The organism is Dehalococcoidia bacterium (assembly GCA_040902535.1).
Lineage (GTDB): Bacteria > Chloroflexota > Dehalococcoidia > DSTF01 > JACRBR01 > JBBDXD01.
Window position 1 is genome coordinate 34,938 of the sequence record JBBDXD010000020.1, and the last position, 13,174, is coordinate 48,111.

At 65.9% G+C, this 13,174-nt stretch carries 14 protein-coding genes; 11 read left to right on the forward strand and 3 right to left on the reverse strand.

All coding sequences use genetic code 11. The features are described from left to right. Nucleotides 1–158: 158 nt before the first annotated feature. The 9 genes from WEB52_11350 to WEB52_11390 all read left to right on the forward strand — a co-directional run bounded on the left by WEB52_11350 (nucleotide 159) and on the right by WEB52_11390 (nucleotide 7,622). The gene (locus tag WEB52_11350; GenBank protein MEX2227031.1) at nucleotides 159–842 is read left to right on the forward strand and encodes a class I SAM-dependent methyltransferase; all 684 of its coding nucleotides are present in this window, start codon (nucleotides 159–161) and stop codon (nucleotides 840–842) included. A gap of 2 nt (nucleotides 843–844) precedes the next feature. Then, nucleotides 845–1,336, forward strand: a complete 492-nt coding sequence (locus tag WEB52_11355; GenBank protein ID MEX2227032.1) for a GNAT family N-acetyltransferase — start codon at nucleotides 845–847, stop codon at nucleotides 1,334–1,336. A gap of 180 nt (nucleotides 1,337–1,516) precedes the next feature. Further along, nucleotides 1,517–1,840, forward strand: coding sequence for a DinB family protein (locus tag WEB52_11360; protein ID MEX2227033.1), 324 nt, complete (start codon nucleotides 1,517–1,519; stop codon nucleotides 1,838–1,840). Between the two features lie 157 nt (nucleotides 1,841–1,997). After that, complete coding sequence (gene uvrA / locus WEB52_11365; protein ID MEX2227034.1) at nucleotides 1,998–5,051, forward strand: excinuclease ABC subunit UvrA; 3,054 nt, start codon at nucleotides 1,998–2,000, stop codon at nucleotides 5,049–5,051. Continuing rightward, nucleotides 5,048–5,431 carry a luciferase family protein gene (locus tag WEB52_11370; GenBank protein ID MEX2227035.1) on the forward strand — a complete coding sequence of 128 codons (384 nt, stop codon included), beginning with the start codon at nucleotides 5,048–5,050 and terminating at the stop codon, nucleotides 5,429–5,431. The genes uvrA and WEB52_11370 overlap by 4 nt, the downstream gene beginning before the upstream one ends. 16 nt (nucleotides 5,432–5,447) lie before the next feature. Beyond that, nucleotides 5,448–5,933: a ClbS/DfsB family four-helix bundle protein gene (locus WEB52_11375; protein ID MEX2227036.1), complete on the forward strand. Its 486-nt coding sequence runs from the start codon at nucleotides 5,448–5,450 to the stop codon at nucleotides 5,931–5,933. After that, on the forward strand, nucleotides 5,930–6,430 hold the full coding sequence (locus tag WEB52_11380; GenBank protein MEX2227037.1) for a ClbS/DfsB family four-helix bundle protein: 501 nt from the start codon (nucleotides 5,930–5,932) through the stop codon (nucleotides 6,428–6,430). Before WEB52_11375 ends, WEB52_11380 begins: the two co-directional genes overlap by 4 nt. Next, the gene (locus WEB52_11385) at nucleotides 6,427–6,879 is read left to right on the forward strand and encodes a pyridoxamine 5'-phosphate oxidase family protein (protein ID MEX2227038.1); all 453 of its coding nucleotides are present in this window, start codon (nucleotides 6,427–6,429) and stop codon (nucleotides 6,877–6,879) included. Before WEB52_11380 ends, WEB52_11385 begins: the two co-directional genes overlap by 4 nt. Before the next feature lie 2 nt (nucleotides 6,880–6,881). Further along, nucleotides 6,882–7,622, forward strand: coding sequence for an HAD family hydrolase (locus WEB52_11390; GenBank protein MEX2227039.1), 741 nt, complete (start codon nucleotides 6,882–6,884; stop codon nucleotides 7,620–7,622). 207 nt (nucleotides 7,623–7,829) lie between these two features. Here WEB52_11390 and WEB52_11395 read toward each other — a convergent pair whose 3' ends face one another. The 3 genes from WEB52_11395 to WEB52_11405 form a co-directional block, all read right to left on the reverse strand. Continuing rightward, nucleotides 7,830–8,942, reverse strand: a complete 1,113-nt coding sequence (locus WEB52_11395) for a phosphotransferase (protein ID MEX2227040.1) — start codon at nucleotides 8,940–8,942, stop codon at nucleotides 7,830–7,832. 34 nt (nucleotides 8,943–8,976) lie between these two features. Then, entirely contained in the window at nucleotides 8,977–10,215 is a 1,239-nt protein-coding gene (locus WEB52_11400; protein MEX2227041.1) for a GNAT family N-acetyltransferase, read from the reverse strand. Nucleotides 10,216–10,369: 154 nt separating this feature from the next. Continuing rightward, nucleotides 10,370–11,290, reverse strand: a complete 921-nt coding sequence (locus WEB52_11405; GenBank protein ID MEX2227042.1) for an NYN domain-containing protein — start codon at nucleotides 11,288–11,290, stop codon at nucleotides 10,370–10,372. Between the two features lie 259 nt (nucleotides 11,291–11,549). Here WEB52_11405 and WEB52_11410 point away from each other — a divergent pair, with 259 nt between their 5' ends. Both WEB52_11410 and WEB52_11415 read left to right on the forward strand, forming a co-directional pair. Further along, nucleotides 11,550–12,386 (forward strand): zinc metalloprotease HtpX, encoded by an 837-nt coding sequence (locus tag WEB52_11410; GenBank protein ID MEX2227043.1) that lies wholly within the window; start codon nucleotides 11,550–11,552, stop codon nucleotides 12,384–12,386. 67 nt (nucleotides 12,387–12,453) lie between these two features. Next, entirely contained in the window at nucleotides 12,454–13,080 is a 627-nt protein-coding gene (locus tag WEB52_11415; protein MEX2227044.1) for a methyltransferase domain-containing protein, read from the forward strand. Nucleotides 13,081–13,174 lie beyond the last annotated feature (94 nt).

Here is a 13,174-nt window from a genome sequence, read left to right on the forward strand (position 1 = left end):
CGCGGTAAACGTGGGCGGCGCCAGCAAGTAGCGGGTTGGCATCGGTTCGCGTCTATTCGCGCCGGCGCGCGATGCCGCGCGGGCTTTCAGCCCGCGCTCGGTTGTCGGGCAGCTCTCGGGTCTGCGCCTCGGCGCTGCAATTCGTTACCCTCGCACTCATGATCACCGTGCGGGGCAAACAGCTCGCAGACATCACCGCAGATGAGCTGCGCTCGCTGATCGACGCGTATGACGGCGTGACGCTTGACGTCGGTGCGGGCGATGGGCGATTTGTGTACCACTACGCGCAGCAGCACCCGGAGCGGTTCGTGATCGGCATCGACCCGGTGCGGGAGAACATGCGCGAGATCTCGGCGAAGGCGGCGAAGAAGCGAGAGCGCGGCGGCGCTGCGAATGTGCTGTTCGTCGTCGGGAGCATTGAGCAGCCGCCGGAGGAGTTGCGCGGCGTCGCCGACGAGATCTTCGTGACGCTGCCGTGGGGGAGCCTGATGCGCGGGATCATTCTCGGCGAGGCTCAGGTGCTCGACGCGCTGGCGTCGTTCGGGACGCCCGGCGCGCGGATGCGGATCGTGCTGAACACACGCATCTTCGACGATCCGGTGCCGCTCGAAGCGCGCGACCTGCCGGAGGTGACGCCCGACTACGCGCGCGAGACCCTGGCACCGGCGTTCGAGCGCGCGGGCATGCGCATCGGCCGGGCTGAGTGGATGGACGCGGACGAAGTCGCTACGCTCGGCACGACGTGGGCCAAGCGGCTGTCGCATCGGCGGCCGCCGCGGTCGGTGGCGGTGTACGCTGCGCGTACGACAACAGACAACACACAACAGACAACAGAGGGATGACGGTGGGCAGTTCGCTTGTGATTCGGGCGCTGGAGCCGCGCGACGCTGAGGCATGCGATGCGGTGCTTGCGAGTTTGCCGTACTTCTTCGGCGACCCGGACGGTGTTCGCATGGCGCACGAGGCCGTACGGCACCAGCGCGGGTTTGTTGCAGAGGCGGACGGGGCGGTGCGCGGCTTTATCACGCTGGAGCAGCATCAGCCGGGGAGCAGCGAGATCACGTGGCTCGCGGTGCAGGCGGAGCATCGGCGTGGCGGCATCGGGCGGATGCTGGTGGAGACGGCGGTGGAGTTGTTGCGCGGCGAGGGGCAGTCGATGCTGTTCGTGCTGACGCTGGGGCCATCGGTGCCGGAGCCTCCGAGCGTCGCGGACAACTACGAGGGCACGCGCGAGTTCTATCGTCGCACGGGATTCGTCGGGTTGCGGGAGTTCGGCCTGCGCGACTGGAATGACGCGTACGCGCTGGTATTGGGGCGGCCACTGTTGCGAGGATAGGGCAACCACGATGAACCGTGACGCGCTTCGTGAACTGTTCGATTACACCACCTTCACCTGGGCAACGTACGGCAATATCGTGCGTTCGCTGCCGAACCACGCGTTCGCGCAGGGGGTCGAAGGATCGGGGTGGCCGTCGCTGCGGGACGTGTTGTTCCACATCGCCGCGGGGTGGGACGATTGGATCTGCGAGCTGACCGGGAGACGTTTCAGCCCGTCGTTCGCGAGGAATTGACGACCTGGGAGGACATCGACTCGATCCGCTCGAAGACGAGGCCGCTGCTACATCGCATCATCGACGAGACGCCTGATGAAGAGCTGAACATGCCGACGAAGGCAGCGCTAGCGGCCCCCGCCCGCGCGCCGAGCGAGATCATCGCGCACATCCTGCTCCATGAGCGCGGGCACCACGGCGACGTGACGACGTTGCTCTCGGCGCTGGGGGTAACTCTGCCGTTGAGCGACTACCTGGTGTTTGCGTTCTTCCGGGATCGCCCTGGCTGAATGTCGAAATGAGCTCGAGTTCGGGTGACAGATGGCCGGGAAGTCACTCCCCCTGACACGATTCGTCAGGAGACGGTCGGCGAACACGCGTGCTAGACTGCATCCCGCGTGACCCCGCCCGACCTCCGATATCTTGCTTCCAGGAGCCGATTAGCCGATGCCATTGGACGCCATCATCGTCAAGGGCGCCCGCGAACATAACCTCAAGGACGTCGACGTCCGCATCCCGCGCGACCGTCTCGTGGTGATCACGGGGCTCTCGGGGTCCGGGAAGTCGTCGCTTGCCTTCGACACGATCTACGCCGAGGGGCAGCGTCGTTATGTCGAATCGCTGTCCGCCTACGCCCGCCAGTTCCTCGGCCAGATGGAAAAGCCCGACGTCGATTACATCGAAGGCCTGTCGCCGGCGATCTCGATCGACCAGAAGGGCGCCAGCCACAATCCGCGCTCGACCGTCGGCACGGTGACGGAGATCTACGACTACCTGCGCCTGCTGTACGCGCGCGCCGGCACGCCGCACTGCCCGCAGTGCGGCCGCCCGATCGAGCGCCAGACGGTACAGCAGATCGTCGACACGATCTTCGCAATCGAGCCCGGCAAGAAGCTGATGATCCTGGCGCCGATCATCCGCGACCGGAAGGGCGAGCATCAACACATCTTCGAAGATGGGCGACGGGCGGGCTTCGTGCGCGTTCGCGTCGACGGGCGGATCCGCGACCTCGGCGAGCAGATCGACCTCGACAAGAAGCGCAAGCACACGGTCGAGATCGTCGTCGACCGGCTGATCGCGGAGGGCGCCGAGGGCGAGGGCACGGCTTCGAGCGCGAGCCGGCTCGCGGACAGCGTCGAGCAGGCGCTGAAGCTCGGCGGCGGCACCGTGCTGGTGGACGTCGAGGGCGAGGGCGAGCGGATGTACTCCGAGCACTACGCCTGCGCGTTCGACGGCACGAACGTCGGCGAGATCGCGCCGCGCAACTTCTCGTTCAACAGTCCGCACGGTGCGTGCCCCGAATGCACGGGGCTCGGCGTGAAGATGGAGATCGACCAGGCGCTCGTGATCCCGAACCGCAGCGTGTCGATCGAAGGCGGGGCGATCTCACCGTGGTCGCGGCAACAGGCGACGAGCACGTGGTACTTCCGGATGCTGCAGGCGCTGGCGCGGAAGCACAATTTCAAACTGAACGTGCCGGTGAAGGAGATGAAGGACAAGCATCTTCGCCTGGTGCTGTACGGCGATCAGGACCCGATCTCGATCAACTACAAGACGTCGGGTGGGCACACGAACCGGTGGGACACGACGTTCGAGGGCGTCATCCCGAACCTCTCGCGCCGGTATCGCGAAACGGACTCCGATTACATCCGCGGCGAGATCGAGCGCTACATGGCCGCGACGCCCTGCCCGGTGTGCAAGGGCGCACGTCTGAAGCCGGAAAGCCTCGCCGTGACGGTCGCGGGCGACAACATCCACCGCGTGACGTCGATGGACGTGCGAGAAGCGCGCGACTGGATCGAACACATCGGCGGCAAGGATACGCCGCTGAGCGAGCGCGAACAGATGATCGCGCGGCAGATCGTGAAGGAGATCCGCGAGCGCCTGACGTTCATGTTCGACGTCGGACTCGACTATCTGACGTTGAACCGCGCGGCGGGCACGCTGTCCGGCGGCGAGGCGCAGCGCATCCGCCTGGCGACGCAGATCGGTTCGAGCCTGATGGGTGTGCTGTACGTCTGTGACGAGCCGAGCATCGGGCTGCACCCGGTCGACGACGCGCGCCTGATCAAGACGCTGGAGCGCCTGCGCGATCTTGGCAATACGGTGCTGATCGTCGAGCACGACGAAGCGATGATGCGCGCGGCCGACCACATCATCGACATGGGTCCGGGAGCGGGTGAAGGCGGCGGGCGCGTCGTCGCGGAGGGCACGATCGACGACATCATGGCGTCGGCAGGCTCGATGACCGGCGCGTACCTGTCGGGGCGGCGGTCCGTACCGATGCCTGAGACGCGCCGACCGGGCAGCGGCGCGTCGATCACGGTCGTCGGGGCGCGCGAGAACAATCTGAAGAATATCGATGTCGAGATCCCGCTCGCGAAGTTCGTGTGCATCACGGGCGTATCCGGCTCCGGCAAGAGCACGCTGATCAACGACCTGCTGTATAAGAAGGCGGCGCAGGAGTTGTACAACGCACGCGAGCGTCCCGGTAAGGTCGATGCGATCGACGGGCTCGAGCACATCGACAAGGTCGTGAACATCGACCAGTCGCCGATCGGCCGCACGCCGCGCTCGAACCCGGCCACGTACACCGGCACCTTCACGCCGATCCGCGAGCTGTTCGCGTCGGTGCCGGAAGCGCGGCTGCGCGGCTATACGCCGGGCCGTTTCTCGTTCAACGTGAAGGGCGGCCGCTGCGAGGCGTGTTCCGGCGACGGCTACATCGAGATCGAGATGCACTTCCTGCCGGACGTGACGGTGCCGTGCGAGGTGTGCAAGGGCAAACGCTACAACCGCGAAGCGCTCGAGATCCTGTACAAGGGCAAGAACATCGCCGAAGTGCTCGATATGACGGTCACCGAGGCGTGCGCGTTCTTCGAGAAGGTGCCGCGCATCTCGGCGAAGCTCGACACGCTGCACGACGTCGGGCTCGGCTATATCCGGCTCGGGCAGCCGGCGACGACGCTTTCGGGCGGCGAGGCGCAGCGCGTGAAGCTTTCGACGGAGCTTTCGAAGCGCTCGACGGGGCGCACGCTGTACATCCTCGACGAGCCGACGACGGGGCTTTCGTTCGAGGACACGCGGGCGCTGCTGGAGGTGCTGCAACGGCTCGTCGATGGCGGCAATACGGTCGTCGTGATCGAGCATCACCTGGACGTGATCAAGAACGCCGACCACATCATCGACCTGGGGCCGTTCGGCGGCGACCGCGGCGGCAGGATCATCGCGCAGGGGACGCCGGAGGAAGTGGCGCTCGTCGAGGAGAGCTTCACGGGCCAGTACCTGCTCCGCGTCCTTGCGAGTGAGCGCGTTGAAGCGGCGCGCGGCGCATCGAAGCGCAACGGCATGACGAAGCGCGGCGCGGCGGCGAAGAACGTCGCGGCGGCTGCTTCGAACGGGCGCGCGAAGGCTGCGCTACCGGCGAAGAAGGCAACGAAGCCGCTTCCCGCATCGAAGAACGGCCGGCCGAAGACGAGGACGACAGCACGCGCGCGATGAACCCGCTCCAGAAGCGCATCCGTGGATCTCTGCTTGCGATCGATGGCATGATCGAGAGCGAGGGCGCGTTCGGGCACGGCCAGGCGTTCTGGGTGAATGGCAAGCAGGTCGCACACTTCGACGGGTCGGACACGATCGAACTGCGCATCACGCGGGCCGTCTTCAGCGAGCATCGCGACCGCTTGAAGGGCGATGCGCGCGTGATGCGGCACAGCGCCTCATCTGACTGGATTGACGTGCGTTTCAGCGCCGGCGGCGACGTGGCCCTCGTGATCGAATTGGCGGAACTCGCCGCCGCAGCGCACCGAGCGGCGCGGGGCACGACGCCGAAGCCGCCGCCCGAGGGCGCAGATCTGGCGCGCCGCAAGCGCTTTCATTGACGGGACGTACGCGGTCGTGAACAAGCAAGAACTCGCGGAGATCACGAGATCGTCGTGGCGGGCGCTGGAGGCCGAACTAGTGGAGCTTTCAGATGAGCAGATGCTGCTGCCGGGCGTCGGCGGCGACTGGTCGGTGAAGGACGTGCTCGCGCATATTTCGGCGTGGGAGCGCATGTTTATCCGCGATATCGAACATGTGATGCGTGGTGAGGAGCCTGAACAGCCGGAGCTGTGGACGGGGCAGATTACCGGCGAGACCAACAGCCGCATCTTCGCGGAGAACCGCGACCGTCCGCTCGCCGACGTGCATGCCGACTCCCGCGCGTCGCACGAGACGTTCGTCGGGGTGATCGACCGGCTTTCCGACGCCGATCTGTTCGACGCGCAGCGCTTTCCGCAGGCGTACGGCAACGCGATCGCGCCGTGGTTTCGCGATCATGGCGACCAGCACTACGCCGAACATCACGGACAGATCGCGCGATGGAGAAGCTCGCTGGGATGAACAAGCAGGAGCTTGCGGAGATCACGCGATCGTCGCGAGGGGCGCTGGAAGCCGAACTGGCGCAGCTTTCGGACGAGCAGATGCTGACGCCGGGCGTCGTCGACGATTGGTCTGTCAAAGACGTGCTGGCGCATATCTCGGCGTGGGAGCGTATGTTCATCGATTGGATCGACGCACTGATGCGCGGCGACAAGCCGGATCGCCCGGAGTTCTTCACCGACGAATGGACGGACAAGGTGAACGCGCGCGTGTACTGGGCACACCGTACCGACTCGCTTGAGGTCGTACTGGCGGAGTTCCACGCGATGCATGAGGTAATGATGGAGTTCATCGAGGGTCTGTCCGAGGAGGACCTGTTTGATCATGCACGCTTTCCGTGGGCGAACGGCCGTGAGATGGCGCCGTGGCTGCGGGCGAACGCCGACGAGCACTACGACGAGCATCGCGAGCAGCTTGAGGCCTGGCGGCGTGCGCAGCGCGAAAGGAAGAGCGAGTGATAGACGATGCGGCGGCGCAGGCGTTCGTGGAGAGGAACCGATCCGCTGCCATGACGACGCTGCGCGCAGATGGCACGCCGCATACCGTGCGCGTCGGGATTGCGGTCGTCGATGGCAAGATCTGGAGTTCTAGCACCCAGGCACGGGCGCGCACGCGTCACCTGCGTCTCGATCCGCGATCGACGCTCTTCGTGTTCGACAGCGCGTGGGCGTATCTGACGCTGGAATGCCGCGTGACGTTGCTCGAAGGGTCCGACGTGCCTGAGCAGAGCGTAGGGCTGTTCCAGGTGATGCAGCAGGGCATATCGCCGGCGCCGGGTCCCGGCAAACTGCTGTGGAACGGCGCCGCGAAGACGCTCGAGGAGTTCAAGCAGGCGATGCGCGACGAGAAGCGCCTGATCTACGAGTTCGACGTCGTGCGCTCGTACGGCATGTACGGAGAGTCCTGACGATGACCGAGCAGCCGAAGGCGATCTTCTTCGACATGGATGGCACGATTCTCGACTGGCAGTCGGGGATGGAGGAGTCGTGGCTCGCATCGTGCGAGCAGCATTGCGCCGGCGGCTACGTCCCAGCGGAGCTGCACGACGCGATCCGCGTGCGCCGCACGTGGTTCTGGGGCGACCCGGAGCGCGCGAATGCCGGCCGCATGGACCTGGACGCGTCGAGCCGGGAGATCGTGCGAAGGGCGTTCGACGACATGAGGATCAAGAGCGTCGAGTTGGCGCACCGGATCTCGGATGACTATCGCGCGCTGCGTGATCTCGCGATCGCGCCGTATCCGGGAGCCATCGAACTGCTCGCGGGCCTGCAGTCGCGGGGGACGCGAATGGCGCTGATCACCAACGGCGCCGCGATCTCGCAGCGGCGGAGCGTCGAGCGGTTCGCGCTAGCGCGGTATTTCGACTGCGTTGTGATCGAAGGCGAGTTTGGCGTGGGGAAGCCGGACGAGCGCGTGTTTCAGCACGCGCTGGCTTCTTGCGGGGTCGAGGCGGCGGACACGTGGATGGTCGGCGACAGCCTGGAAGCCGACATCGCGCCTGCGGTGCGGCTTGGCATGCACGCCGTGTGGATCGATGGGGCCGGTGAGCTCGCGCCAACGGAAGCGCTGCGCGATCGAAATGCGCATGTGCGTCCGCATCGGGTTATCAAGCGGATCGATGAGTTGATGGCGGGCGAGCGCACTTCGTGAAATTGCCAGCGCCCGAGAGGGATCATGCCGGGTCTTCGGCGGATTGATGCGCGAAGCCGCGCGGGCTTTCAGCCCGCGCTCGTTGTGGTCGTCGGCCAGCGTTGCGCGAAGCCGCGCGGGCTTTCAGCCCGCGCTCGTTGTGGCTACTTCGCCCCGGCCGGACGCAGCTAAAGCTACGTCCCTACGATCCGGTCCCCCGAGCCCCAGCTACTTGAAGACCTTTGCGGTCAGTTCGTCGCAGCTCAGTTCTTCGATGGCTGTTGCGCGGCGCCGCAGCCATTCGTTGAAGAGGAAGAGGCCGCGCTCGTTGGCGCTGTCGAGCGAGCCGATGGCGACCACCGTGTAGACATGCATGAACAACGCCGACAAGCGGTAATCGTAGAACGCGTCATCGTAGGTGTAGTCTTTCGTGTCGTTCTGGTCGCTGATGATGTCGTGCCAGAGGCGCACCAGCCGCTCCTCATGCGCCTTGCGGACCTCCGGCGTGACGCTCGTTGACAGGAAATAGGCGACGTCGAACACGCCGCGCCCCTTGCACGAGATCTGCCAGTCGATGGCGCGGAAGGCTGGCGTACTAACGCCGTCGCCATAGAACACGTTGTCGCCGCGGAAGTCGCCGTGAATGATCGTGAGCGGCGCGGGCGCAAGCGCGTCGAGTACGTCGAGCACATGATGCTGTAGCTGTTCGCCAAGCTTCACCAGCGCGGGCGAGAGCTTGTCGCCGGCGAACTGGCAGAACGTCCCCCATGCCTGTTGGTACGCCCCCGCGGCCACCTGCTGCACGGGCCCGTTGACAGCCGGCATCCAGTCGAGCTTGTCGAGCTTCGGAGAGTTCCACCATGCGGCCTGGAACTTCGCGAGGCTGCTGATGGCAAGTTCGGCCTGTTCGGCGGCGCATCCCGGGGCTTCATCGCCTACGACTGCGGGCGCCATGTCTTCGATCAGGAGCAGGTACTCGTCGCCTTCGACGTCCATCGCGCTGTAGTAGCGCTTCGGGACGGACATGTTGACGTCCGCGGCGATGTCTTCGTAGAACCGGATCTCGCGCTCGTAAAAGCGGAAGAGGTTGGCGACGCCGCGGCCACCGGGGTCGAGTGCGGGCAGCTTGGCGACCATCGCCGTCGGAGCGCCGGCCTCGTCGCGGTCGTACGTGACCGTGATCCTGGCGAGTTGGCCGAGGAAACCAGCACCGGCGCCGATGCTTTCCGATGCCACCGACACGACGTTCGCTTCGCGGATGACGTCGTTGTCGCGCAATGCCGCGGTGAGCCACTCCGGCGAGATCTCCTGAGGGCTACGGGGAATGCTCAACTTGCCCATGCGAATCTCCCTCGTGTGGTGACGGCGATCGGGTCTAGAATCCGTCCGGGCAAAATGGCGCGTACTTCGTGCGCCACATGGCATCCCAGCGATCGAGGGGTGCATCCGGCGAAGCCTCGGCGCGCCCGAAGCGCACGGCGAGCGACGGCGACACTTGTCCGAACACCAACTGCGCAAGCGCGGAGATATCGAGTGTGAGCTGCGCTGACTCCTTCGTGCGCGACACTGCGGTGCCTTCGGGGCCCGCCTCGAGCAGCCAGCGGTCGGCGTTCCAGGGGCACATCTCATCGCGCACCTGGAAGACGACGCGCCCTTCGCCGTAGGGCCGCAGCGGCAGCGCGCGCTCCAGATCGATGATGCGGCCGAGCATCCAGTCGTAACGCGTGGTATCGAGTTCTCGCGGGTCGAGCATGATGTCGAACGCGGGATCGTCGGCGGGAGCGGCGCCTACGATGACGCGCTTGACGAGGTCGAACGTCTTGAAGAACTCCCACATCGCGCGATAAGCGCCCGGCGTCAGCCAGGCGTAGTCCCGCACGAAGAGCCGCTGTCCGGGGCCGGCGCGATCGGCATGCTCCTCGTAGAACTTGGCGCTGTAGGCGACGTAGCCCTTCGGCTCACCATCTTCCTCGTACACGGCGAGCAGGCTTGGACCCATGTCCGGGCCGCCCGGGCCGGGCCTCAGGGCGAGCACGCTGCTGTCCCACATCACTTGGGCACGGTGCAAGTAGCCGTTACGCGGCGTCGCGAATTCGCGGTAGATCTGCTTGATCAGGGGCAGGTCGTCCTTCAAGACTTCACGCCACGACCCGCGCGCCGCCGGTACCGTCGGGGCGAAGTTAATCCACCGCGGGTCGATGGTGTACTGGTTCCGCGACGACACGACGGAGTACCCGTACCGCTGGTAGATCGCCGCGACCGACGCGAGCAAGACGGCGAGCGGCTGCTCGTGCTGCTCGTAGCGCTTCTTGAAGTCATGCTCCATGATCTTGCGCAGGTGCCCGCGCCGCCGGAACTGCGGCAGCGTGCCTACGAACGTCACGCCGGCGGCAGGGGCGGGGGCGCCGTTAAGGCGCATGGTGAAGGGCCAGGCGGCGTACGTGGTCGTCAGCTCGCCGTCTTCAAATGCGCAGACGGACCAATCCGGCGGGATCGGCGACGGGTCGTTCGCAGCGTCCCACGGTTGCCCGTTGTAGTTGCCGAACACGATGCCAGGGACGCGTTGGAATGCAGCGCGCTCTTCTTCTCTGAAGGGACGAATCTCAAGTGCCATAGGGCGGGATTGTACCGTCCCGGTCCGGGTGGCGACAACGGAGTGTGGGTTCTCGCGCGGAGCTCCGCGCACGCCGGCGGCAGGGGGTGTCAGAGAGCGCCGGCGCTAATCATGCGCGCGTCGTTCGCGGGTCAGGCGGCGGGCGTACGGGGCACTATCCGTCGAAGGGCGCGGTTTCGCCTTCGGCGCGCTGTGGCGACTGGATCGGCGCCTCACATTCGATGCAGATGTGCGTGTCGATGGGGTTGCGCGAGTTGCAGGCGATGCAGCGCAGCGGCAACGGCTCCGGCTCCAGGCCCGAACTGGCGACGAACTGGCGGACCATGGGGTGCGATTCGTCGAGTTCGCTGATCGTCACTTCCCGCACGTCCGTGACGGTCTTGTAGCGGCGCATCAGGCCGTTGCGCAGCATGTACGAGATGGCGTTCGACTTATCGGGGTCGTTGCCGGGGACGCCGTTGCGGCTGTCGCGCGACCACTGATCGATGAGCTTGATCGTCCAGAAGCCCGTCGGCGGCGTGGCACGCTTCATCATCATGGCGATCGCCTCGATGGAGGCGAGCAGCGCGTCGGTCGATACCCCGCCTTCGGCTTCGAGGTGGTCGGACTCGCCGGCGGCCGCCACCAGGTCGGCGCTGATCGTGCCCGGCACGCCCGACACGATCACCCGCTTATCGAAGCGGTTCTTGATCCACGTGATGACGCGGATGTAGTCGGAGTCGCCGGTCATCAGCACGTAGGTGCTCACCTGGGGCCTATCGAGCGCGGTTTCCATGATGTCCATGAGCATGTGCAGGTCGGCGGAGCTTTTCTGGCGCTCCTGGCCGTCGCGCACGAAGCGGCGAATCGGCACGTCGCGGGCGGTGATGCCGGCGACGTCGAGGCCGCGGCGCACCCACTGCGGGTGCTCGTTGAAGTCGGCGTAGGCCATGGCGACGGACACGCGTCCGTGCTTTCGTGCTTTCTCGATGAATGCGGAGACGTTTGGTTCGATCTGATAGACGTTCAGGAAGCTATAGCGGATGTTCTCGAGGTCGATGAAGAGTCCGACCTCTCCCGTCCCTATCCCCTGCATCTCTCGTCCCTTTCTCTCTTATCTCTGTTATCGGGAGGTAACGCGAGAATCGTACCACGGACCCCCGGCCGCCTTCGCGGCCGCAGCCGCGAGACGCGAAAGGGGCCGGACTGTTGCTAAACGGTGGCTTCGCGAATCCGGCGCCACGTTCCGAGCCTTGCAAATTGCTACAATGGGAGGTGCCGCCGGTTATTCCCGGACGGGGAGGAAAGAGGTTCAGAACACGACAATGGGAGCTACTGCCAAGACCTTGCTGCTTATGGGGGCACTGACGGGCCTCCTGGCGGGGCTGGGGTACCTGTTCTTCGGCGGATGGCTGGGCGTCATCCTGTTCGTCATCATCGCCGGGGCGTTCAACATCTTCGCGTACTGGAAGTCCGATTCGCTCGCGTTGCGCATGGCCGGCGCGCGCGAAGTGACGCCAGAGCAGGAACCGCGGCTGCACCGCATCGTCGATGAGGTGACGTCGCTGACGAGCCTGCCGAAGCCGCGCGTGTTCGTGGTCGACAACCCGTCGCCCAACGCGTTCGCAACGGGCCGCAATCCCAAGCACGCCGTCGTGGCCGCGACGACGGGCATCATGAGCCTGCTCAATGACCGCGAGCTAAAGGGCGTCATGGCGCACGAACTCGGGCACGTCGGCAACCGCGACATTCTGATCGGCGCAATCGTCGCCGTATTTGCCGGTGCGATCGCCATGGCGGCGAACGTGCTGCAGTTCCGGATGATCTTCGGCGGCCTGGGGGGTGGTGACCGCGGCGGCGGCGGCGGCCTGCTGGCGCTCGTCGCGATCATCCTGATGCCGATCGCAGCCGTCATCATCCAGATGGCGGTGAGCCGTACGCGCGAATACGAGGCGGACCGCACGGGCGCGCGCGTCACGCACGACCCCGACGCGCTCGCCGACGCCCTGATGAAGCTCGAACAGGGTGCGCAGTTGCGGCCGATGCAGGTGAATCCGGCGGCGGCGCACATGTTCATCGTCAACCCGCTGGCGGGATTCCGCGGCGCCAATTTCACGAACCTGTTCACGACGCACCCGCCGATCGAGGAGCGCGTGAAGCGTCTTCGCAACATGGCGCGCAGCGGCTACTAAGCCGGTCCGAAACGCGAAACGCAGTCGAAGGGCGCAGAAGATGCGCCCTTCGCGCATCCGGCGACGGATGCTCCTGGAGGATTCGATCAAACCGCGCGGCGGCGCAGTCCGCACGAACTTCGATGAGGCCTACTACCGGCGCTATTACGGCGGCGCCGCAACGAAGGCACGCGACCGTCGCACGCAACGCCGGCTCGCGTCGCTCGTATTTGCGTATCTCGATCATCTCGAGATCCCGGTGCGCCGCGTCGTCGACCTGGGCTGCGGACTCGGCGCGTGGCGCCGCGAACTCGCGGCGCGATATCCAACTGCCAGCTACACGGGCGTCGAGGCGAGCGAATACCCGCGTCGCAAGTACGGCTGGGATGACGGCACGGCAGCAACGTATCGCGGGCGTGGCCGGTACGACCTGGTGATCTGCCAGGGCGTGCTGCAGTACGTCGATGACGGCGAGTTCCGCGCCAGCATCGCGAACATCGCGCGGCTCTGCCGCGGCGCCGCGTTCCTGGAGATTCCAACCGTGCGCGACTGGAACGAGAACTGCGACCGCAGCACGAGCGACGGGCAGATATATATGCGCTCGGGGGAGTGGTACCGGCGCGAGATCGGGCGGCACTTCCGGAGCGCCGGCGGCGGCGTGTGGCTGCCGAAGGACTCGGACGCGGTGCTGTACGAGCTTGAGGGCGCAGGCTAGCGGATGCTTGCGGGCATTTCTAGCCTCGCGCGCGACTGCCGAGCGCGGTGAATCAGTCTTCGCAACATGGCGCGCACGGGCGCCTAGCCCCACG